Here is a 23,409-nt window from a genome sequence, read left to right as displayed (position 1 = left end):
TTCTTAATATTTCGATTGGTTTGAACTCTTAATAATTTTGTGCAAGTTTTGGCTCTATTAATAAATGCTTAGTGAATCACTAATTATCCATAAGAAAAGCAAAGCCGCCCGGGCTTTGCTTTTTCTTTGTATTAATCGATAAGCTCGAATTCTTCCTGCTCTTCGTCTCCGCTGATTACTTTATCTTCGTCAAGTCCGTAGTGTTCACGGATTTGTTTTTGGATAGTGAGGCGGATTTCCGGGTTTTCTTTTAGGAATACTTTGGCGTTTTCACGGCCTTGGCCTAAGCGCTCTTCGTTAAATGAGTACCATGAACCGCTCTTTTGGACAATATCCAGTTCAGATCCAAGATCGATGATTTCGCCTTCCTTCGAGATTCCTTCACCGTACATGATATCTACTTCCGCTACTCTGAATGGCGGAGCGACTTTGTTTTTGACAACTTTGATTTTTGTCTTATTACCAACCATTTCATTGCCCTGCTTAAGGGTTTCTGCACGGCGTACTTCAAGACGGACAGAAGAATAGAATTTCAATGCGCGTCCGCCAGGAGTGGTTTCAGGGTTTCCGAACATAACTCCGACTTTTTCACGGATCTGGTTAATGAAAATCGCAATGGTTTTAGATTTGTTGATTGCACCAGATAGTTTACGAAGTGCCTGGGACATAAGGCGGGCCTGCAAACCAACATGGGAGTCACCCATTTCCCCTTCAATTTCAGCCTTTGGCACAAGGGCTGCAACAGAGTCAATTACCAGGATATCAACAGCGCCGCTTCGAACAAGAGCTTCTGCAATTTCAAGCGCCTGCTCACCTGTATCCGGCTGGGAAAGAAGAAGCTCGTCAATATTTACACCAAGCTTTTGTGCATAAACAGGGTCTAGAGCATGTTCAGCATCGATAAAAGCAGCTTGTCCGCCGCTTGCCTGAACCTCTGCAATTGCATGCAGGGCTACTGTTGTTTTACCAGAGCTCTCAGGTCCATAAATTTCAATAATACGTCCTCTTGGGTAGCCGCCTACCCCAAGAGCTGCATCAAGGGCAAGGGATCCGCTTGGTGCAGTGGAAATTTTGCGGTCAGTCTGTTCACCAAGCTTCATAATAGAACCTTTACCAAATTGCTTTTCTATTTGTTTTAACGCCATTTCAAGAGCTGCTTGACGATCACTCACTAATAGTTCCTCCTTTTATATAGACGAATCTATCTTTTGATTAGATTCGTTTTGTCTCATCTCAAAACCTAACTCTACTATAAACCTTTTCAATGCATTTGTCGAGCAAAAAGTCGAACATCCATTCGATTTTTTTCACCGGGACATTTTGCCCGAAAATATCAATTCATGCGGAGGAAAATGGAATTTTCAGGTGTGAATCAATAGAAGAAATGGCATTTCGATAAGAATTCTGTCTATTTTTCAGGCTATTAAAAAATCAGAACGCTTTTAGGCGCTCTGACTTTCTTTTAATGCTTTTATAAGAAAATGGCAGCCGTATTTTACCGTACGGACCCGGTTTGCTGCCCTGGTTCCCCCAAGGTTCAGCTTTTCAGTCTGGACAAGCTTACCTTTTATCCAGATGCCTATATATACGGTTCCCACCGGGTTGCCTTCCAGTTCGTCAGGACCTGCAACACCTGTGAAGCTGATCCCGATATCTGAGTTAGTCAGACTGGCTACATTCTCAGCAAGCTCTGCTGCACACTGAGCACTGACGACCCCGTCGTTATCAATCGTTTCTTTGCGGACTTTTAAAACTTCAGCCTTAACTTCGTTTGTATAACAAACCACTCCGCCTTTTAGAAGACTGCCTGCTCCCGGAATAGATGTAAACTCCTGCTGGAACATGCCGCCTGTTAAACTCTCAGCAGCAGAAATAGTCATATTGTTTTCCTTGATCAGCTTGGTAAGCTCATGCATCAAGGAAGTGTCATCGTAGCCATAGAAGAATTCACCGACACGATCGAGGATCTTGGCTTCAGTTTCATCCATCAGCATCATAGCAGTGTTAGGCTGGCTATGCTTTGCCGTAAGCCTTAGCGTGACTTCCCCATCAGAGGCAAGCGGGGCAATCGTTGGATTACTCTGCGCATCGATAATATCTTCAATCTCAGTTTCAAGCATGGCTTCTCCAATCCCGAAAAAGTGCAATACCCGGGAAACAATCACATCATCTGTGCCCAGCTTGGATTGCAGGGCTGGAAAAGCATGTTTCAGGAACATAGGCTCCATTTCATTTGGCGGTCCCGGGAGGAGCATAAAAACATGCCCGCCATTATCGGAAATCATTCCAGGAGCCATTCCATGCTCGTTAGGTAGCACTTGTGCATCCTCAAGTACAAGAGCCTGTTTTTTATTATTTTCAGTCATCACTCTGTCGGTCCGTTTAAAATACAGCTGTATGGATTCAAGCGCCTGTTCATCCATGACAAGCTCTTTGCCAAGATGGCGGGCAATCGTTTCTTTCGTCAAATCATCCTTTGTCGGCCCCAGCCCGCCAGTGAAAACGATCAGATCTGATCGAACTTCCGCAATTTTGATCACAGACTTCAGGCGCTCAGGGTTATCGCCAACCACTGTATGGTAAAAAACATTAATGCCCAGTTCAGCAAGCTGCCGGGAAAGAAAGCGGGCATTTGTATTAACGATTTGTCCAAGTAAAAGCTCAGACCCGACAGCTATAATTTCTGCATTCATTCAAAAGCCCCTTTCTGGCAAAAAAATTACTTTGAGTTAATGAAGGCCTGCTTGTTTTTTGCAAAATAGTCCCAGCCGGACCAGATGGTAAAGAACATCGCAACCCATAGGGCAATCAGATCAAACGGAATTGAAACCATTTCAAAAATAATATTATGTAAAAGCAGTGCAGAAATGGCTACAATTTGAGCCCATGTTTTGATTTTGCCAAGCTGATTCGCTGCGACTACTTCTCCTTCCCCCGCCAGAACGAGCCTTAAACCTGTTACGGCAAATTCACGGCTGATGATAATAATCACAATCCAGGATGGAGCCAGCCCAAGATCAACCAGGACAATCAATGCCGCAGAGACCAGGAGCTTGTCTGCAAGCGGATCAAGAAACTTGCCCAGATTTGTAACCAGGTTGTATTTGCGGGCAAAGTAGCCGTCGACCCAATCGGTAACTGAAGCAATGATAAAGATAAGAGCTCCAATCAGATGGGTTACCGGCATTTCCGCTCCAAGGAACTCTACATTTCCCCAGGAAAAAGGAACAAGCATTACGAGCAGAAATATTGGTATCAGCATGATACGTGACACAGTAATTTTATTTGGCAGATTCATGTTTTACCTCCAAGTATAGTAAATGAAGCTTCTTGCAAAAAAAGGTCTCAAACATTCGCAGCAAACCTTTTACTGATAATTTTTACATAAAAAGCGAAAATAGTCATCTAAAGAAGATGACTATTCGGTCTTCGGCGCGTACTTAATGGTTATATCCTGCTTGACAGATTGTGAAGGCGGCACCTTATACTCAATTTTTTCGCCGTTTACATAGATTTCAGTTTGAGTCGAATTTCCGACTACAATGGAAGCTTCGGTTTCCTTTGAAAAGTCTACCTTCTTGCTTTTCGTGCCATCAGCTGTCAGCATTCCCTGGTAGAAGGAATTTCCTTTGCCGTTTTTGATATTCACCCAGGTTTCTCCTGTAGACACAACTTCCAGTTCAAACTTGTCCGCATTTTTCAATTCATAAACCGTTCCATTTCCGCTGGATTGCACCACAGCAACCTCCTGCTTTGGCGCTTCCTCTGCTTCTTGATCCTCGGCATTATCCTCAGCAGACTCTTTGTCAGCAGATTCTTCTTTCTTACCTGCTGATTCATCTTTATCATTTTCTTCTTTTTTACTATCTGCAAGATTTTCAGACTCTTCTATTACCGTCTGTCCATCTGTCCGATCTGATGGCTTTTCATCATTATCCGCCTGATCTTTGGCCCCCAGGAAATTATAAAGGACCGCGATGAGACCAATTATAAAGACACCAATGAGTACCTTTGGAAGAATATCGAATACCTTTGAAGTCCTGCCCGAAAGATCTTTTCTGGATTGAACACGGGATAGCTTTTCCGGAATATCATCATCCACCTGTGCCGGAATGTCATTTTTATACTGCTCGAAAATTTCTTCCGGCTCAATTCCAACCGCTTCAGCATATTGCTTTATAAATGCCCTGACATAAAACTTTCCGGGCATCATGCTATAATCGCCCTCTTCAATTCCCATCAAATAGCGCTTTTGTATTTTTGTGACCTTTTGCAGATCGTCAAGGCTCATATCTTTAGCCAGCCGCGCTTCTTTTAAACGATTGCCTAGTTCTGTCAATTTACAACACCTTCCAACTTACTAAAAATCAAAGCCTCCAAAATCAGATTCAGAGAACATATTGTTTTTCTCTACTACATCATAAGTAATCTCTTCCTCAGGATCATGACGGAGCTCAATAATATAATCAAAATCATTAAGGGAGTATTCAGTGTTTTGCACAAAAATATCCGGATGCTCAACAACCTTTACTGCAGGAAGGCGCATAATTTCCCGGACGAGCTGCCAGTGCCGTTCGTTTGCACGTCTGGTTGAGACAATTCCGTCTATTATGAACAAATTGTTTTCATTGTATTCATCCTCGATCAGCTGGTTGCGTATCGTCTGCTTCAGCAGAGTGGATGAAACAAATAGCCAGCGTTTGTTAGCACAGACACTGGAAGCGACAATAGATTCTGTCTTTCCAACCCTTGGCATCCCCCTGATCCCTATTAGCTTGTGCCCTTCCTGTTTAAATAATTCGGCCATGAAATCTACTAAGAGGCCCAGCTCATCCCTGACAAACCTGAACGTTTTCTTGTCGTCGGCATCCCTTTGAATGTATCTTCCATGGCGCACGGCAAGACGGTCTCTCAGTTTAGGCTCCCGGAGCTTAATCACTTTAATCGTATCCATTGTATTAAGAATAGACTGTAAGCGTTCAATCTGTTCGTGGTCCTTAGCCAAGATCAGCAAGCCTCTTCGGCCTTCATCCACACCATTGATCGTCACAATATTAATGGAAAGCATACCCAGCAGGGAAGAAATGTCACCAAGCAAGCCGGGACGATTCTTTTGGATTTCATATTCCAAATACCATTCTGTTTTCTCCACCGGAAAACCTCCTCCTGCATCATGCGCACCTATTTGCGCATTTTATATGTATATGTAACTTTTGGTTATGTAAATTTTTATTAAACTTATCCTAAATTTTCATCTAGGTTCTATAATATATGATTTTTTGCCAATATGAAAGAAAAAAACCGTTTGGCCGGGAAGGAAATCTTTTTGGGGGAAAAACGAAAAGAGAGGAAATCCTCTCTTTTCGCTGACTGCTATTAAATTCTTAGTGAGTACCGTCATTTTGAACAAGCTTTACCATTATATTTGCAATGGCATGCTGCTCTTCCGGACTTGCTACGGACCAAAGATCAGCAAGGATTTTTTCCTGGTCATTCTTTGGCTCCACTTGCTTGGCTAAATAATCGCCGATTTGAAAAGCAAGGTCATTTACAGTTTCCTTATTCATTCCCTGATCCATTCCCTGATGAAGACGATCGCCAAGGAAATCTTTCCACTGCTGCCAGTTATCTAGTACAGACATAATTTTGCCTCCTTTAAATGTTGTACAATTATATTGTGCTTAGGGGCTGAATAAAATATGCATGCACTAATAGACATAACCAAAAAATAAGTGACACTTCTTTGAACGATTGGCAGTTACGTATACCAGCCGCCATTTACAGCCAAAACCTGTCCGGTAATATAGGAGGCCTTTTCTGAAAGAAGGAAGGAAACGGAGTTGGCAATGTCAGCAGGCAAGGCAAGCCTGCCCATAGGAATGCCGCTTTTTACGGCATCGAGCTCTTCTTCAGAAAAATCATTCAGCATGGCGGTCTCGACGGCACCTGGTGCAACAGCATTAACCCTCACCCCGCTCAGGGCAACTTCCTTGCTTAAAGCTTTTGCAAAAGCAATTTGAGCACCCTTTGCTGCTGAGTATGCAACTTCACAAGCTGCACCCGTCTGGCCCCATATAGAGGAAATAACTACGACATTCCCGCTGCCCTTTGAAATAAGTTTTGGCAGAAGCTCTTTGGTCAGCAGGAGCGGTGAGGTCACATGAAGATTCATCAGAGCCTCTGTTTCCTTTTCCGGCAATTCCGTAAGAAGTCCATATTGTGCTGACCCGCTATTATGGATAATGGCATCAAGCGAAAAGATATTTGGTATAATTTTTTTATAGCCGCCTTGTACAGACAGGTCAGCCTGGATCGGAATGTATTCTCCGTCAAAGGTCTGCAGGCGGTCCAGCAGACTGTTTATACTCTGCTTGTTTTGATTGTAATGCAAATAAAGCGAATAGCCTTCCTCCGCCAGTTTGATGCTGATTTCCTGGCCGATTCCTCCGCTCGCTCCAGTTATTAACGCAAATTTTCTCATTTCATACACTCCTCAAAAAAAGCAAAGCGCCTTTTTATGGCGCTCTGCTGAAACAGCTTTTTATTTCTTAGGCACAACCTGACAAACCGTAAACCGTTCTTCGCTTATCAAATTACCAGCAGCATTTTCCACATCCTCAAGCGTAATGCTTTCAAGCGTCGGCACTACATCAAACAAATCCATCTCATTAAAAGCATACCGGGTAAATTGATTGGCTATATATTCAGGTGAATTGACGGCACGCAGGAATGCGCCTATTTTCTTCTTCTTTGTCCTATCAAGTGTTTCCTGTGAAATAGCTCCCTTTTCCCTTGCATCCAGCAGCATCTTTTTCAATGTTTCTGCCAAACGGTCAGGATCATTTGTGTCCCCGCCCACCATGGCAAAACCAAAGCCCTCTTCCTGTGTATAATCAAAAGAGAACGTGTCATCAATTAATCCTGCATTATACAGTGAGCTGTAGTGCTCAGAGCTTTTACCGAATAAGATATCCAGCAGCACATTCAGACTCAGTTCATTTTTAAGCATTTCCTTGCCGGACTGGTTTGCATTACTGCTCTTTATCCCAACAAGGCACTTTGATGTCTGAACATTCATCTCAAGAACTTTTTTCTTTTCGGCCGCTTCAGCAGGCTCTTCTTCGAATTGGCGTTTTATTTCCGGCAACTCTTTATAATTCTTCTTGCTTTGATTATTCCTCACCTGGGACATAATCTGATCCGGATTAACGGGTCCGACGATGAACAGAAGCATGTTGCTTGGATGGTAGAAGGTTTCATAGCATTCATACAGCATATCTTTCGTGATATGGGAAATGGACTCGATCGTACCTGCGATATCGATTTTAACCGGATGGTTTTTGTACATATTTTCGATCAGGCCAAAATATAAGCGCCAGTCAGGATTGTCATCATACATGGTGATTTCCTGACCGATGATGCCTTTCTCTTTTTCAACAGTCTTTTCTGTAAAATAAGGATCCTGCACAAAATCAATCAGCGTCTCAAGGTTCAACTCTACATTGGATGTGCTGGAGAATAAATAAGCCGTCCTTGTAAAAGAAGTAAAGGCATTAGCTGATGCTCCCTGCTTGCTGAATTGCTGGAATACATCGCCATCTTCTTTTTCAAAAAGCTTGTGCTCCAAAAAATGGGCAATCCCATCTGGAACTTTTACAAATTCACCTTTTCCAGGGGGCAGGAAATGATTGTCGATCGAACCATATTTCGTTGTAAACGTGGCATAGGTCTTGTTAAAACCCTTTTTCGGCAAAATATATACATCCAGCCCATTTTCGAGGCTTTCATAATACAGCTCTTCCTGAAGCTGGTCAAAAGTGATTTTTTCCATTACTTGCCCGCCTCCTTTCCTGTCAGGAAATACACTGTATCCAAACTGACCTTCTTAGCTGTTTCGGCAATCTCCTCTTTAGTTACCTTATCCATTTCATCCATCCAGGTTTGAAGCGTAATTTCTTTGCCTGACACAACATTATGATAGAGGACTTCGACAATCCCGCGGGCTGTATCAACAGTCTCCAGAAGCTGATTTTTTATGACTGCTTTGGTCTGCTCCATTTCCTGTTCCGTAAAGTCCCCGTTTTTCATGGCTTCCAGCTGTTCTTTAATAATATTCACTGCCTGGTCATAATTACTGTTATCGATTCCCGACATAACCATCATTAAGCCTTTATGGCTTTCAAGGCGGCTGGCTACATAGTATGCGAGACTGGCTTTTTCGCGGACATTCAAGAACAATTTTGAGTGAGAAAAACCTCCGAAAATTCCATTGAATACCTGAAGGGCATAATAATCAGGATCTCCGTAAACGACATTTGTCCGGTAGCCGATATTAAGTTTCCCCTGCTTCACATCCTGTTCTTCCCTGACTTCATTAACAGATTCCTTGGCCCTTCCTGCAGATGCCGGCGCTGTCTGAGGTGTTCTTTCCTCAAAAGATAAAAGTTCACCTGCGTAGGATTCGGCATCCGCCTCATCCACATCACCTATAACATATAAATCAAGCTCATCCTGCGCCATTGCCTGCTGATAATATTCATAAAGGCTATCAGGCGTAATTTTGTCCACATCTTCTTTCTCACCATTCACATGCAGCGCATAAGGCTCATCTTTGCACATTTCCTGTACCAGCCGGAAATTGGAATAGCGCATTTTATCATCATAAACGGATTGAATTCGCTGTTTCAGCGTCCTTTTCTCTTTTTCAACCGTATCCTGGTCAAAAGCACCGCCTTGCACATTTGGCTTAGTCAGGATCTCCGATAAAAATTGGAACGCTTTTTTCAATAGAGGAGTCGGGTCTGAAAGAAACTGCTCATTCGCAATTTCAACTGAAATGGTAATGACATGATACTCGCCCTTTTTCGCCAAATCCACAAAAAGAGTTGCACCATATAGTTCATCAAGATAAGAGCGTAGCTTTCCGGTTGCAGGGTAAGACGAACTGCTGCTTTGCAGGACATGCGGCAATAAAGATCTTAATGTAACAGTATCCTTTTCAAGCGGGGCTTTCATTTTCCAAACCAGTGTATTGGTTTTATATTTCTCTGTTTTAACTACATGAAGCTTATAGCCATTCATGGCTTTTACGGATTCAGAGATTACAGCCATTTCTTTTCCTCCTGTCGGTAGATTGATGAGTCCAAAGTACGGTCAATATGAAGAATAGGGAACATCCCCTATATGTAAGCACTTTGCTGCTATCTTCTATAATATCCTTTGTATTAAATCATATTCTTACTATACCTTGCCCTATTTCTTTATTTCAAGTTATTGGCTGTAATGGAAGGTTATATATAAGAAAATCGGGAAGTTATGCCGATGAATGCTTGCGGATTAACTGCATATCTCCAAATGAGGAACAAAAGACAAGAAGACAGGATTTCAATGAGCAATAAAAAGCCCCATTTCTAAATGAAATGAGGCTTTGCTGTTTAGCGTTTTCCTTTTATATATGGAGTACCAGATGCTTTTGGAGCATCAGCGCGTCCTATGAAACCAGTTAATGCCAGAATCGTTAAAACATATGGTGCAATGAGAAGATATACATTTGGAATATTCTCCAGGAATGGAAGGCTTGAGCCAATGATACTCAAGCTTTGCGCAAATCCAAAGAATAAAGCCGCACCCATAACACCAAGCGGATGCCATTTACCAAAGATCAATGCTGCCAATGCCATAAAGCCCTGGCCGCTGATCGTTGCATGGCCGAAATCTGAAGAAATGGATTGCGCATACACACCGCCGCCAATTCCTGCTAGGGCACCGGAGATTAATACCCCAATGTATCTCATTCTGGTAACATTAATACCCATTGTATCGGCAGCCATTGGGTGTTCACCAACCGCCCTCAGCCTTAGTCCGAATGGAGTTTTAAACATCACAAACCAGGCAAGAAATGCAACGGCAATCGCTGCAAATGAAGTATAGTATGTGTTTGAGAAAAAAAGTTTTCCGATTAAAGGTAAATCGCTTAAAAATGGTATATCCACCTTGCTGAAACCTTTTTGAATGATATCCGTCTGGCCTTTCCCATAAATGAATTTAACCAGGAACAGTGCAGCTCCAATTGCCAGAAGGTTAATCGCAACACCGGAGACTACCTGGTCTGCTCTAAACGTAATAGAAGCAACAGCATGCAGGATGGATAAAAGCGCTCCGACAACCATAGCTGCGAGTAATGCTACCCATGGCGTCATGCTGCCAAATACATCTACGAACGTAAGGTTAAAGACAATGGCAGTGAATGCTCCAATTACCATCAAGCCTTCTAAACCGATATTTACAACACCGGAGCTTTCTGAAAAGTTTCCGCCCAATCCAGTGAAAATAAGCGGGGCTGCCCAAAGCAAAGTTGATGGAATAATAATTAATAGGATCTCCATTAAGCCCACTTACTTCACCCCCTTTTTGCTGATACGGTCAATAAAGATGCGAATCATATAGCTTGCTGCAACAAAGAACACAATAAGAGCAATGATAATATCTACCAGTTCATTTGGGACTCCAGCTTCAAGCGGCATGTTTAAGGCGCCGACCTTCAAGCTTCCGAATAGCAATGCTGCAAAAATAATTCCGATTGGACCGTTACCGCCTAGAAGTGCAACTGCGATCCCGTCAAATCCTACACCGGTAAAACCGCCCTTGATGGCAGCGTATCCGAATGTACCCAAAGCTTCCATCGCACCTGCAAGACCAGCAAATGCTCCTGAGATGACCATTGAAAGAATTATGTTTTTACTGACGCTCATGCCTGCATATTCAGATGCATGCTGATTAAAGCCTACAGCGCGCAATTCGTATCCCTTTGATGTTTTTTCTAATAGGAACCACATAATAAACACACAAGCTAAAGCAATTAAAATTCCCCAGTGCAGACGAGAATAATCAGTTAATCCCTCAAGAAATGGGGAACGCAGTGATGCAGAGTCTGCAATCATCTCAGTACGGTCACTTTTTTCTGAAAGAACCGTACGGATTATATAGTTCGTTACATGCAATGCCACATAGTTCATCATGATCGTGACAATTACTTCATGAACTTTAAACTTGGCTTTCAGCAGTCCTGGAATGAATGCCCATAGCGCACCCGCTGCTGCAGCTGCAAGAACAGCGAGCGGCAGATGGATGAACTTTGGAAGTTCAAATGCAACTCCTACCCAAACAGCTGCGAGCCATCCGACGATCAGCTGTCCTTCAACTCCGATGTTAAATAAGCCTGTACGGAAAGCAAATGCAACTGCCAAACCGGCAAGAATATATGGAGTCACCTGTCTGACTACTTCACCAGTGTAGTAGATTTCTCCGAAAGCACCGTTCCATAGGGCAATAAATGCAGATCCGGCATTATACCCTGTTGCTATCATAATGATTGTACCTACTAATACACCTAGCAGAACGGCAACTAGAGGTACGACAATATTCTTCATGCGATTAGACATGGTTTTCGCCACCCGCTTCCTTCCGTTTAGAACCGGCCATCAATAAACCTAATTCTTGTTCAGTTGTTTGTTTCGGGTCAACTACTGCTACAATTTCACCCTCATAAATAACAGCAATACGGTCGCTGACATTCATAATTTCTTCCAATTCGAATGAAATAAGCAGCACTGCTTTCCCCTGGTCACGCTGTTCAATCAGACGCTTGTGAATGTATTCAATCGCTCCAACATCCAATCCGCGTGTCGGCTGAGCAGCGATCAGGAGATCTGGATTGCGGTCAATTTCACGTCCGATTATGGCTTTCTGCTGGTTACCTCCAGAAAGTGCCCTTGCAAGTGTATATTCACTTGGGGTTCTGACATCGAATTCTTTAATCAGCTTTTTTGCTTTGCTGTAGATTTCTTTAAAGTTCAGAACACCTTTTTTAGAGAATGGAGCTTTGTAATAGGTTTGCAGAACCATATTCTCTCCAATAGGAAAATCGAGGACAAGTCCATGCTTATGACGGTCCTGAGGGATATGCCCTACCCCCTTCTCCGTTACCTTACGCGGAGACATATTCATAATTTCCTTGCCATTCAATTTAATTGAACCGCTTTCAGACTTCCTCAAGCCTGTGATTGCTTCTATTAACTCAGACTGTCCATTTCCGTCTACACCGGCAATACCGACAATTTCCCCGGCCCGTACATTAAGGTTAAGTTTATTAACCACGCCAAGCCCTCGGGAATCTTTTACATGTAAATCCTGAATTTCAAGCACTTGCTCCTGCGGTTTCGAGTCTGTTTTATCCGTTTTAAAAGTAACTTCCCTTCCCACCATTAAGCTGGCAAGTTCATTAGGGTTCGTTTCGCTGACATTAACCGTACCGATACCTACCCCTTTGCGGATAACCGTTACACGATCACAAACTTCCATAATTTCCTTCAGCTTGTGGGTGATTAAAATAATAGATTTGCCTTCCTGGATTAAGGTTTTCATGATCTGAATAAGCTCTTTAATTTCCTGTGGAGTCAGAACAGCTGTAGGCTCATCAAAAATAAGGATTTCTGCTCCCCGATACAGGGTCTTTAAAATCTCCACCCTCTGCTGCATACCTACAGAAATATCTGAAATTTTCGCCTGAGGGTCTACAGCAAGTCCATATCGCTCGGAAATTTCCCTGACTTCCTTCTCAGCTTTTTTAATATCTATTTTTCCGCTTTTAGTCGTTTCTTTTCCTAGAATAATATTTTCAGTGACGGTGAAACGGTCTACTAGCATAAAGTGCTGGTGAACCATCCCGATGCCCAAGTCGTTTGCTATATTTGGATCGGTGATGCGCACCGGTTTTCCTTTAACTTTTATATCACCCTTTTCAGGCTGATATAAGCCAAAAAGGACGTTCATCAATGTTGATTTGCCCGCACCGTTTTCGCCAAGCAGCGCATGAATTTCACCTGGTTTCAGCTGAAGCGTGATATTATCATTGGCTACGATTCCAGGAAACTCCTTGCGGATGTTGAGCATTTCAATAACATAATCCATTTGTTTCACTCCTTGCTCAAAATATAAGGAAATCATTAGTAGTAAGAGGTCAGACCTTGGCAATTCTTAGAAAAACCTGGCCAAAACGCCAAGTTCCCTTTAAAGAATAGTAAAATATAAAGGAACTAAAAATCTAAGTGAAATACAGAATTCTTTCTGTCCTTCAATTAAACTTTTAATTTTTTTAAAAAAGGAATAAGAGGCCGCAGTGCAACCTGCTTATTCCTTGTAAGTTAATTATTCAGCTGAGAAAGAAGCCAGTTCATCTTTTGTAGATGGAACAGTCAGGTCACCACTCTTGATCTTTTCCTGCCATTCTTTAACTGCACCTTCGATTTCTGCTTTTGCAGATACTTCCGGATTGATAGGAGCAAGGCCTACACCGTCTTCAGCCAATCCGTAAGTAGTCGTTTCTCCGCCAGGGAAGCTGCCGTCTTTTGCCTTTGTAGAAAGGTCCTTAACAGCATTGTCTACACGCTTAAGTGCAGATGTAAGGATTACATTGTGCTCTTTGCCATCGATTTCAACTACACCTTCAGCTGTCTGGTCTGAGTCAACACCAATTGCCCAAAGTTCTCTTGCCGGGTCTTTCTTTTTAAGGTCACGAGCTTCCTTGAATAGACCGTTTCCTGTTCCGCCAGCAGCGTGGAAGATTACGTCTACGCCAGAAGAGTACATTTTAGAAGCAATTGTCTGACCTAATTCAGCTTTATCAAATGCTCCAGCATATTGAACTTCTACTTTAATATCAGGGTTTACCGCTTGAACACCAGCTAGGAATCCAGATTCGAAACGCTCGATAACCGGTATTTCCATACCGCCGATGAAACCAATTTTGTTTTCTTTAGTTGCTTTGGCTGCAGCAACACCTGCAAGGAATGCAGCTTCCTGCTCTTTGAACATGATGCTTGCTACGTTTGGCTGATCGACAACCGCGTCAACGATACCGAAATGCGCATCCTTTTGCTGTTGAGCAATCTCATTGATCGCACCTTCCATTAGGAAGCCGATACCAAAAACAAGATTAAAATCTTGACGAGCTAATGTATTAAGGTTTGTAGAATAGTCAGCATCTGACTGTGATTGAAGATAGTCAAATCCGCCTTTTCCTTTTTCAAGGCCATTTTCTTCACCAAATGCCTGTAAACCTTCCCAGGCAGATTGGTTAAATGATTTATCATCTACACCGCCGACATCTGTTACCATCGCTACAGAGAATGCTTTTTCTTTTTCGTCTCCGCCAGCTGTTTCTCCGCCTTTTTCTTCACTTTTGCCGCAAGCACCCAGAATCGTTCCAGCAGCAAGAACTAAAGATAGCGCCAATCCAAATTTACGCTTTTTCAAGGTTGGTACCCCCTAAGAAATTGATTTTGCATTAGCGGAATGAATGATTGTGTTTTCGTGTATCCCCCAAAAGCTAGATTCTCTTTCTGAGGACATGGAAACTGAACTTATCAGCTCTGAAATAATTGACCGAATAGAGAATCGGAGTATCCGCTTCATCGAAATGCATCTGCTTCAATACAAGCAATGCGGTTTCCGGGTCACATTCCAGAATAGGAGAAATTTTCTCGTGATAGCCAATAGGCTCGATTTGGGCAACAGCATAGGTGATTTTCCGGTTTGCCTCTTCTTCAAGCATGTTGAGGATCGACTCTTGTTCGTGGGAAAATGTGTCCGGAAGAATATTCTCAGGAACTTTATCCACACAATAAACGACCGGTTCACCATTTGCAGTTCTTACCCGCTCAATCACGGCAATCTCCTGGTCTAACGAACATGAGAATCTGCGGATATCATCTTCAGTCGGTCCCATAGTTACAGAACTTAAGAAAACGGTTCCCGGCTTCATCCCTGCCTGCAAAATCATATTTGTGACACTATTAAGCTGTTCGATGCCTGATGTAAAAAGCGGCTTTGCATTGACAAAGGTGCCTACACCGTGACGGCGGATAATTACGTTTTCTTCTTCAAGAATGCGCAACGCCTCCCTCAGTGTAGCTCTGCTAACACCAAGCTGTTTGGCAAGATCAAATTCGGACGGAAGTTTTTCTTTTTCTTTATACACTCCATCTTCAATGTCTTGTTTTAATCGATCGATGACTTGCAAATATAAATGCCGGTTATCTGACTTAATAGACATGCAGGGTTCCTCCAACTTCAGTTCTCAAGACATCAGACCTCTGATGTTCAATCATTCCTACTAATCGAAAATACTATAACACTTTTTACCCAATAAAGAAATAGAAATTTATCAATTTGTCGAAAAAAGGTGAAAAGAACAAAATGTTTGTGAATCCCTCTGTACCAATTCCTTTTTTCTGGTATAATACTACTTTGAAAACGATTACATTTTGATTTTTGGTGAAAAATGCACCTGGCATAAAATCCTATTTTGTGATGAGTTGAAAGTACCATACCTCTTTCATTTTATGTAAGCGTTTTTAGTAGTATGGCATATTTACATACCTTTTTTTGCTGCCGTCATTTTTTAGGCATATATCTTCTAAAAGCATAAAAAAATGGCCGTCTGAAGACTGGCCATTTTTTAATGTGTCATGCTTATAAAATTTAGGAGCTTGCTTCTTCAGAAGGCTTGCCCTGCAGCACAGCTCTTGGCTTGCTGCCTTCATATGGACCGACAATGCCCCTTGCTTCCATTTCGTCAATCAGCCTTGCAGCCCTGGTATAGCCGATCCTGAATCTCCTTTGAAGCATGGATACAGAAGCAGTCTGCATTTCCAGAATCAATTCAACAGCTTCTTCATAAAGATCATCATCCACTTCTCCTGCCGCTTCAGGGATATCCTCTGGAATCATCTCTTCCTGATATTGTGCCTTCTGCTGACCGATGACGAAATCCACTATCTCTTCGACTTCTTCATCAGACAGGAAGGCACCCTGTACACGGACTGGCTTGGAAGCACCTACAGGCAGGAAGAGCATATCTCCTCTTCCAAGTAGTTTTTCCGCACCGCCCATATCCAAAATGGTTCTGGAATCCGTCATGGATGAAACGGCAAATGCAATCCTTGATGGTATATTCGCTTTGATTACACCTGTGATAACGTCTACTGACGGACGCTGGGTTGCGATGATTAAATGAATGCCTGCTGCCCTTGCCATTTGAGCAAGGCGCGTGATTGCATCTTCGACATCGGAGGACGCTACCATCATTAAATCTGCAAGCTCGTCCACTATGACCACAATGTAAGGCAGAAGGGGCTGCTGTGCTTTCTCTTCGGCATTATGCCTTTTTACATACTCATTGTAGCCTTCGATATTTCTTGTGCCAGTATGGGAGAAAAGCTCATAGCGCCTTTCCATCTCACTGACGACTTTTTGCAGCGCCTGAGCTGCTTTCTTCGGATTTGTCACAACCGGCGCCAGCAAATGCGGCACCCCATTATATACATTCAATTCCACCATTTTAGGGTCGATCATCATTAATTTTACTTCATGAGGTTTTGCCCTCATCAAAATGCTGGTAATAATTCCGTTAATACACACACTCTTCCCGCTTCCTGTCGCACCGGCAACAAGTAGGTGGGGCATTTTGTTAAGTTCTGCGAGGACAGCTTCCCCGGTGATATCACGGCCAAGCCCGATCAGAAGCTTGGAGTCAGGTTTGTCATTTTGCTTGGATTCAATAACTTCCCTTAGAGAAACCATGGCCACTTCAGAATTAGGGACCTCAATTCCAATGGCAGATTTACCTGGGATTGGTGCTTCTATCCGTATATCCTTTGCTGCCAGTGCCAATGCCAAATCATCATTCAGACTAACGATTTTGCTGACCTTTACCCCAACATCGGGATGTACCTCATATTTTGTAACAGCCGGTCCTAAATGAACCTGTGTCACTCTCGCTTTTACCCCAAAACTCTGAAATGTTCTTTCGAGCTTAGCCGCATTCGCATGGATAAGCTCATACTCACCGCTTTGATCGGTTTGCCTTGGCAATTTCAAAAGTCTGATTGGCGGCAGCTCATAGTCTTTGTTTTCCACTTCAGTAAACGTAATTGGCGGTGCATTCTCATCCTCCGGCTCAGTCTCTGCTGCTTCCTGAGGCTGATTAGAAGCGGCTTCCCGAGGATCTTCCTGATAAGCTCTTTCGGCAAAGCTTGAAATAATCGGTTCTGGCGCCGGTTCAGATACCGGTTCAACAGAATTATTGATGGTTATAACAGTCTCAGATTCTTCTTCGTGCTGGATAGCCTGCTGTTCTTCTTCTCTTCTCGACTGCCTTTCTTCTCGTCTGTCTCTGCTTTTTTGTTTCCATTCTTTCATATCATCTATAAAAGCAGCCCATTGTTTTTTGCAGAAATTCAGCATTGCGGCCATCATTTTTCCGGCAGCATCTCCGAAGGTTTTTCCTGTAATGAGTACAAAACCGATAATAATTAATAAAAAGGCTACAATCTTTGAACCTGCCTCATCAAAAAGATAATAAAACAGTGCGAAAAAAATAGCCCCCAGCATTCCTCCGCCTAAATCGGTTGTGCTTGTTTCTCCCCGGACTTCCATCCTGAATAATTCCCATGTATTGGCTATCACACTTGGATCATCAAATTTCCCTCCATTTGAGAGAAGCTGAAATAATGTGACATGGCTTAACAGCAGCAGGGAGCTGATGATGAGATAAATACCAATTAATTTAGTGTGGAATAGGTAGGGAAGAGCCCTCTTCCACATCAGGTAACCTGAAAAGATGACTAACCCTATCAGGCTGAGCATGTACCATTCTCCCATAAAGAAACGGAAAAAAAGCACGGTTGCTTTGCCGACCGCTCCAAGCTTAGCGATTGATATTACAGCAAGTGCCAGTATGATCAGCGCAATAAGTTCAAATTTCATTGTCCGTTTCAATGTTTCGTTTTTTTTAGATTTTCTTTTCTTTCTTTTGGCCATTTTATCACCTTATCATTGTTCTTATTAACAGCATCATCAAAATCTCATTATGTAATACATCATGTCTGCTATGAAAGAAGAAGCAGCCATTTTTTGGCTGCTTCTAAAGTTACTTTTATTATATCATATCGATTCTTAATTAAGTTGTTTTTTAAATGTATTTCTCAGCTTAACTGAGTTAAAGTGATCATGGACCCGGGAGTATATCTTTCATCCATATAATGGGTAGGGTCACTGCTCATGATTCTTAAGATACGGCATTCCTGTCCTGCATTCATTTCAACTAGTAGGGGAATTCCTTCATATGACACAATTTTCTGTTTTCCAAAATCATCCTGCTCATTTTGATAAATGAGTTCCTGTGGCATCATGGTATATAGGATCATTGAACCATCACTTCTTCTTTGGGTTTATTCATATCAATCAGCTCATTCAGCTTTGCCAGCGCAGGCCCTACCCCGCCTACTTCATCAATCAGGCCATATTCAACAGCATCCCTGCCGACCACGTTTGTCCCAATATCCCTGGTTAGGTTGCCTTTATCAAACATCAGGTCTTTAAATTTCTGTTCGGAGATATTTGAATGCTTTGTTACAAAATTAATTACCCGATCCTGCATTTTATCCATATACTCAAACGTTTGCGGCACACCGATTACCAGGCCAGTCAGTCTGATTGGGTGGATGGTCATCGTAGCCGTCTCTGCAATAAATGAATAATCGCATGACACAGCAATAGGCACACCAATGGAATGGCCCCCTCCCAGGACAATGGAGACGGTTGGCTTTGATAAAGATGCCAGCATTTCTGATATTGCCAGCCCGGCTTCCACATCACCGCCTACTGTATTCAAAATGACCAAAAGACCTTCTATTTTTGGGTTTTGCTCAATCGCTACAATTTGAGGAATTAAGTGTTCATATTTTGTTGTTTTATTTTGCGGCGGAAGCTGAAGATGTCCTTCTACTTGTCCGACAATGGTCAAGCAATGAATTTTGGAATCCTGGGACAGCTGCGGCACATTCGTCTGTCCAAGCTGCTGAATCTTCTCCATAAGGGCAGATGGTTTATCCTCTTTCGGCTGTTCTTGCCCTTCCCCGCTCTCATTGCGGTTATTTTTCATATCGTTTTCCATCCTTATTTCTCCCTTCAAGCAATATATTGTTAGTATGAACGCGGGATTCTTTTTCATGCGCTTTATTGCTGAAGAGTGAGGGCAAAAAACACAGCCCGGCATTCAATGCCGGGCTGTGTTTTATTTGTTATCCCTCCATAAGAATTGGAAGAATCATTGGTCTGCGTTTTGTTTTTTCATACAGATACTGATTCAGGCTGTCACGCATATCCTGCTTAATGCCGGACCAGTCAAAGGATTCTCTGGCAAGGTTCTGCTCTACCGCTTCCCTTACTATTTTTACAGATTCTTCCAGAAGCTTTTCTGATTCCCTGACATATACAAAACCTCTTGTAATGATTTCAGGGCCAGCGGAAATTTTCTTTTCCTTTTTATTGAGAGTGACCACCACTAATAAGATTCCATCCTGCGATAGCAGCTTTCGGTCCCTTAATACGATATTTCCGACGTCGCCAACACCGATCCCATCAATCAGCACATTTCCTGAAGGGATTTTTCCTCCGGGAACGATTGCACCATCCTTAATTTCTGCTACATCGCCTTTATCCGGGATGAAAATTTGTCCGCCTGATAATCCGCAGTCCCTGGCAATTTTAGCATGCGCTTTCAGCATTCGGTATTCCCCATGAACCGGGATGAAGAATTTTGGGCTCATCAGATTAATCATAAATTTAAGTTCTTCCTGGCTGCCATGGCTGGAGGTATTAAAAGTTCCCTTCCCAGGGATGACTTCAGCACCCGCCCTAAACAGCATATCGATCGTTTTAAAAATTAATACCTCTGTTCCTCTTAAAGGGGATGCCGCCAGTAAAACGGTATCACCCTTCTTTATATTCACCTGTCTGTGAGACTGCTTCGCCATTTTTTGAAGGGCCTCAATTGGCTCCCCCTGAGTACCTGTCGTAAGAACAACGATTTGGTCATCACTGTATTTGCCGATTTCAGCGACAGGTATAATCACATCTTCTCCTACCTGTAAATATCCAAGCTGCATGGCAATATCATAGATCTTTTGCAGACTTCTCCCGACCACTGCCACTTTCCTGCCCGTTTCCATAGCAGCATCAAAAATATGCTGTATACGGATTAAGTCAGACGCAAATGAAGCAGCAATGACTCTCCCCTTTGCAGCATAGAATGCAGCTGTCATCTCTCTGGCCACTTTCGATTCTGAGTTGGTGTAGCCTGGCTTTTCTGCTTCTGTACTGTCAGATAGAAGGCAAAGAATCCCCTCTTCCCCCAAGCGCGCCATTTTACCGATTTCAGGTTTGTATAAGGCAGTCGATGCCTGATCGAATTTGAAATCTCCTGTATACACAATCGCACCCTCGGATGTATGGATAGCCACCCCGACACTATCCGGTATGCTATGGCCAGTCCTGAAAAAAGTTACATCTGCCGAATCAAATTCCACTTTGGTGTCTGAATTAATTTCAATAAACTGCGCTTTGCCTTTGTATTCCTGTTCCTTCATTTTGGCTTTTGCCAGCGCCAGAGTCAGCTTTGTTCCATAAACAGGTACATTGACCTTTGTCAGCACATAAGACAGGCCGCCAATGTGATCTTCATGTCCATGTGTCAGAAAAATCCCTTTCACTCTTTCCTTGTTTTGTACTAAATATGTAATATCCGGTATCACGATGTCAATTCCGAGCATTTCATTTTCAGGGAACATTAATCCGGCATCGATAACATATATGTCCTCGTCCACCTCTGCCAAATACATATTCTTCCCAAGTTCTCCGACTCCTCCGAGTGCTGCTAGCTTGATGCTTTCATTCTGTCTCTTTTTCAATGTACGTATCCTCCCATGCATGTTCAGCCGATCAAGATCAGTTATCCATATTATACTTGAAGTCATAAAACCATGACAACCAAATTTATACATGGGGCGTATAGGAGTGGGCCAGATACTTTTGGCTTCTCGTATGCTTACAGGGTTTCATTGAAGAAAATACATGGCTCTGGTTTAGGCTGCTTGGAAGCACCATGACGACCATTTCCACTTACGGCTTTTGGTTTTGGGCTTCATGCGAACTCCATGGTGACCGTTTTTACAAAAGACTGACGACTTGTTAACAAAAATAAAAACCAACCAGCAAAACACTGGTTGGCAGGCTCGGAATTATTTAAAAAGGGAAGCAACTGCGCTGCGTTCCTGTTCTGTCAACGGAACCATTGGAAGACGGACGGATCCGACATCGAGCCCTTTAAGCTGCAGTGCTGTTTTTACAGGCACAGGGCTTGGGGCAGCAAAAAGGCCTTCCATGATCGGAAGAATTTTTTGATGGATTTTTGCAGCCTTTTCATTTTCACCATTCAGATAAGCTGTGATCATTTCCTGCATTTCATTGCCAATCACATGGGAAGCCACAGATACGATTCCAGTTCCGCCAATTGCCATGCATGGAAGAGTAAGCCCGTCATCACCGCTATAAAGCATGAAGTCATCATCCGTATTGGCAATGATTTTTGCCATTGCATTCAGATCTCCGCTTGCTTCTTTAACTGCCGCGATGTTTGAGATTTCCGAAAGGCGGATGATCGTTTCAGGCAGAATATTGACTGAAGAGCGTCCCGGAATATTATAAACCATTACTGGGAGGCTTGTGCTTTCCGCAATTGCCTTGAAATGCTGATAAAGCCCTTCCTGATTTGGTTTATTGTAATAAGGTGCCACGATCATGATGGCATCTACACCAATTTGCTCTGCTTTTTTCGTTAATTCAATGGATTCATACGTATTATTGCTTCCAGTGCCGGCAATAACAGGCACGCGTTTGTCAGCCACTTTCACTGTGTGTTTGAATAATGCCAGCTTTTCCTCTTTTGTCAGTGTTGGCGACTCGCCGGTAGTTCCGGCAATGACCAATGAATCTGTACCGTTTTCAATAAGATGATTGATAAGCTGTGTCGTTTTAGGGAAATCAATATGTCCCTTATGATCGAATGGCGTTACCATTGCTGTTGATACTCGGCCAAATAGAAACATGTTTACACTCCTTGCAGATGTTTAAAAGACCGGGAAGAAACGGGCGGATCTGCCGAATAGGATGCAAATCCGTCGTTAACCGCTGAAGGGCTTTCTTCCCCTTTTTTAAACATGATATTTTTCTAAGATTAAATGTCTGTTCTCTCATATTCTGCCAAATCTTCTTCCAGGCGAAAAGCATCGTGCAATGCATTAACAGACTTTACCAAATCTGCCTGCTTCACCAGAACCCATATTGTTGTATGGCTGTCTGCAGATTGCAAGATGCGAATTCCCTGCTCGGACAATGCCGTCACGATTCGTGAAGCCACGCCGGGTACACCCTGCATTCCTGCACCGACAACCGAAACCTTTGCGCACTCTCTTTCAACCAGCGGATCGTGACCCAGGCCCTTTAGAATACTAATCGCTTTATCCGTCATTTCTTCCGTAACGGTGTAGTTGACGCCATTTGGATATATATTGATAAAGTCAACGCTGATCCCCTGGTTTGCCATGGCTTTAAAGACCTCTGACTGAAGATCATATTGGTCTTTCTTCGCAAGAACCTTTATTTGTGTCACGTTGGATACGTGGGCAATTCCAGTTACCGAGCGCTCTTTAATATCTGTTCCGCGTCTGTTCTTATTCAATGTTGTGACAAGCGTTCCGAGACTGTCGGAGTATGTTGAGCGGATTCGGATCGGAATCTTGGCCTGCATGGCAATTTCGACAGCACGCGGGTGAATCACCTTAGCACCCTGATACGCCATATTGCATACTTCCGTATAAGTGACAACTGATAATGGGCGTGCGTTTTCAGCAATGCGCGGATCAGCAGTCATGATGCCTTCCACATCAGTAAAGATATCAATCCACTCGGCATTTAAGGCTGCGCCAAGTGCCGCTGCGGAGGTATCACTGCCGCCCCTTCCAATCGTGGTGACATCACCGGTTTTAGAAGAACCCTGAAATCCTGCGACGACGATAACATCGTGATTCTCAAGCTCTTTCAAAAGTCTGTCGCATTTCATATCGATAATTTTTGCATTTGTATGATCATTATTTGTTCTAAATCCTGCCTGTGCCCCTGTTAGAGCTGCTGCTGTGATTCCATGTTCATTTAGCATGTTTGAAAAAACGATACTTGAGATAACTTCACCGCAGGATAAAAGCAGATCCGTTTCGCGTCTGCTGATCTTGCTGTTATTGCCTTCTACAAGCGAAAGCAGTGTATCTGTTGCATAAGGATCGCCTTTTCGGCCCATCGCCGAAACAACGACAGCAACCTTATATCCATCAGCCAGCGCTTTTTTTATGTGCTTAAGCGCATGTCCGCGGCTATTTTCATCGCGGACTGATGTGCCTCCATATTTTTGAACGATGATATTCATTAAAACACCTCTAACCTCTCAACATGAAG

Annotated in this window: 20 protein-coding genes; all 20 read right to left on the bottom strand. The window is 43.0% G+C overall.

The annotated features are described in order from the left end of the window. Positions 1 to 131 precede the first annotated feature (131 nt). The 20 genes from recA to dapG all read right to left on the bottom strand — a co-directional run bounded on the left by recA (position 132) and on the right by dapG (position 23,380). Entirely contained in the window at positions 132 to 1,172 is a 1,041-nt protein-coding gene (recA, locus tag IRB79_RS11010; protein ID WP_206836583.1) for a recombinase RecA, read from the bottom strand. Positions 1,173 to 1,442: 270 nt separating this feature from the next. Beyond that, positions 1,443 to 2,693: a competence/damage-inducible protein A gene (locus tag IRB79_RS11005; protein WP_243508462.1), complete on the bottom strand. Its 1,251-nt coding sequence runs from the start codon at positions 2,691 to 2,693 to the stop codon at positions 1,443 to 1,445. Between the two features lie 26 nt (positions 2,694 to 2,719). Continuing rightward, a complete protein-coding gene (pgsA, locus tag IRB79_RS11000; RefSeq protein ID WP_243508461.1) occupies positions 2,720 to 3,298 on the bottom strand; it encodes a CDP-diacylglycerol--glycerol-3-phosphate 3-phosphatidyltransferase in 579 nt (192 codons plus the stop codon). A gap of 120 nt (positions 3,299 to 3,418) precedes the next feature. Further along, positions 3,419 to 4,339, bottom strand: coding sequence for a helix-turn-helix domain-containing protein (locus IRB79_RS10995; RefSeq protein ID WP_243508460.1), 921 nt, complete (start codon positions 4,337 to 4,339; stop codon positions 3,419 to 3,421). 21 nt (positions 4,340 to 4,360) lie between these two features. After that, positions 4,361 to 5,152, bottom strand: a complete 792-nt coding sequence (locus IRB79_RS10990) for a YmfK family protein (protein ID WP_243508459.1) — start codon at positions 5,150 to 5,152, stop codon at positions 4,361 to 4,363. A gap of 232 nt (positions 5,153 to 5,384) precedes the next feature. Then, complete coding sequence (locus IRB79_RS10985) at positions 5,385 to 5,642, bottom strand: DUF3243 domain-containing protein (RefSeq protein ID WP_206836571.1); 258 nt, start codon at positions 5,640 to 5,642, stop codon at positions 5,385 to 5,387. 116 nt (positions 5,643 to 5,758) lie between these two features. After that, the gene (gene ymfI, locus IRB79_RS10980) at positions 5,759 to 6,481 is read right to left on the bottom strand and encodes an elongation factor P 5-aminopentanone reductase (protein ID WP_243508458.1); all 723 of its coding nucleotides are present in this window, start codon (positions 6,479 to 6,481) and stop codon (positions 5,759 to 5,761) included. 60 nt (positions 6,482 to 6,541) lie between these two features. Then, a complete protein-coding gene (gene yfmH / locus IRB79_RS10975; RefSeq protein WP_243508457.1) occupies positions 6,542 to 7,831 on the bottom strand; it encodes an EF-P 5-aminopentanol modification-associated protein YfmH in 1,290 nt (429 codons plus the stop codon). Further along, positions 7,831 to 9,111 carry an EF-P 5-aminopentanol modification-associated protein YfmF gene (gene yfmF / locus IRB79_RS10970; protein WP_243508456.1) on the bottom strand — a complete coding sequence of 427 codons (1,281 nt, stop codon included), beginning with the start codon at positions 9,109 to 9,111 and terminating at the stop codon, positions 7,831 to 7,833. The genes yfmH and yfmF overlap by 1 nt, the downstream gene beginning before the upstream one ends. 323 nt (positions 9,112 to 9,434) lie before the next feature. Continuing rightward, entirely contained in the window at positions 9,435 to 10,394 is a 960-nt protein-coding gene (locus IRB79_RS10965; protein ID WP_243508455.1) for an ABC transporter permease, read from the bottom strand. Continuing rightward, positions 10,395 to 11,441 (bottom strand): ABC transporter permease, encoded by a 1,047-nt coding sequence (locus IRB79_RS10960; RefSeq protein WP_206836555.1) that lies wholly within the window; start codon positions 11,439 to 11,441, stop codon positions 10,395 to 10,397. After that, entirely contained in the window at positions 11,434 to 12,969 is a 1,536-nt protein-coding gene (locus tag IRB79_RS10955) for an ABC transporter ATP-binding protein (RefSeq protein WP_243508454.1), read from the bottom strand. The genes IRB79_RS10960 and IRB79_RS10955 overlap by 8 nt, the downstream gene beginning before the upstream one ends. A 237-nt stretch (positions 12,970 to 13,206) precedes the next feature. Next, complete coding sequence (locus tag IRB79_RS10950) at positions 13,207 to 14,313, bottom strand: BMP family lipoprotein (RefSeq protein ID WP_243508453.1); 1,107 nt, start codon at positions 14,311 to 14,313, stop codon at positions 13,207 to 13,209. Positions 14,314 to 14,386: 73 nt separating this feature from the next. Beyond that, a complete protein-coding gene (locus IRB79_RS10945) occupies positions 14,387 to 15,112 on the bottom strand; it encodes a GntR family transcriptional regulator (RefSeq protein ID WP_113881995.1) in 726 nt (241 codons plus the stop codon). Positions 15,113 to 15,540: 428 nt separating this feature from the next. Continuing rightward, positions 15,541 to 17,880, bottom strand: a complete 2,340-nt coding sequence (locus IRB79_RS10940) for a DNA translocase FtsK (protein WP_243508452.1) — start codon at positions 17,878 to 17,880, stop codon at positions 15,541 to 15,543. Between the two features lie 164 nt (positions 17,881 to 18,044). Then, on the bottom strand, positions 18,045 to 18,266 hold the full coding sequence (locus IRB79_RS10935; RefSeq protein ID WP_009330685.1) for a YlzJ-like family protein: 222 nt from the start codon (positions 18,264 to 18,266) through the stop codon (positions 18,045 to 18,047). Further along, on the bottom strand, positions 18,263 to 19,003 hold the full coding sequence (locus tag IRB79_RS10930) for a ClpP family protease (protein WP_243509347.1): 741 nt from the start codon (positions 19,001 to 19,003) through the stop codon (positions 18,263 to 18,265). The genes IRB79_RS10935 and IRB79_RS10930 overlap by 4 nt, the downstream gene beginning before the upstream one ends. Positions 19,004 to 19,142: 139 nt before the next feature. Further along, complete coding sequence (locus IRB79_RS10925) at positions 19,143 to 20,810, bottom strand: ribonuclease J (protein WP_243508451.1); 1,668 nt, start codon at positions 20,808 to 20,810, stop codon at positions 19,143 to 19,145. Positions 20,811 to 21,140: 330 nt separating this feature from the next. Beyond that, a complete protein-coding gene (gene dapA, locus IRB79_RS10920; RefSeq protein WP_243508450.1) occupies positions 21,141 to 22,007 on the bottom strand; it encodes a 4-hydroxy-tetrahydrodipicolinate synthase in 867 nt (288 codons plus the stop codon). Positions 22,008 to 22,135: 128 nt separating this feature from the next. Beyond that, positions 22,136 to 23,380 carry an aspartate kinase gene (gene dapG, locus IRB79_RS10915; protein ID WP_243508449.1) on the bottom strand — a complete coding sequence of 415 codons (1,245 nt, stop codon included), beginning with the start codon at positions 23,378 to 23,380 and terminating at the stop codon, positions 22,136 to 22,138. Between the last annotated feature and the right edge of the window lie 29 nt (positions 23,381 to 23,409).

Origin of the sequence: Cytobacillus oceanisediminis, assembly GCF_022811925.1 — a bacterium.
Classification (GTDB): Bacteria; Bacillota; Bacilli; order Bacillales; family Cytobacillaceae; genus Cytobacillus; species Cytobacillus oceanisediminis_D.
This window is presented reverse-complemented; position numbering and strand designations above follow the sequence as displayed.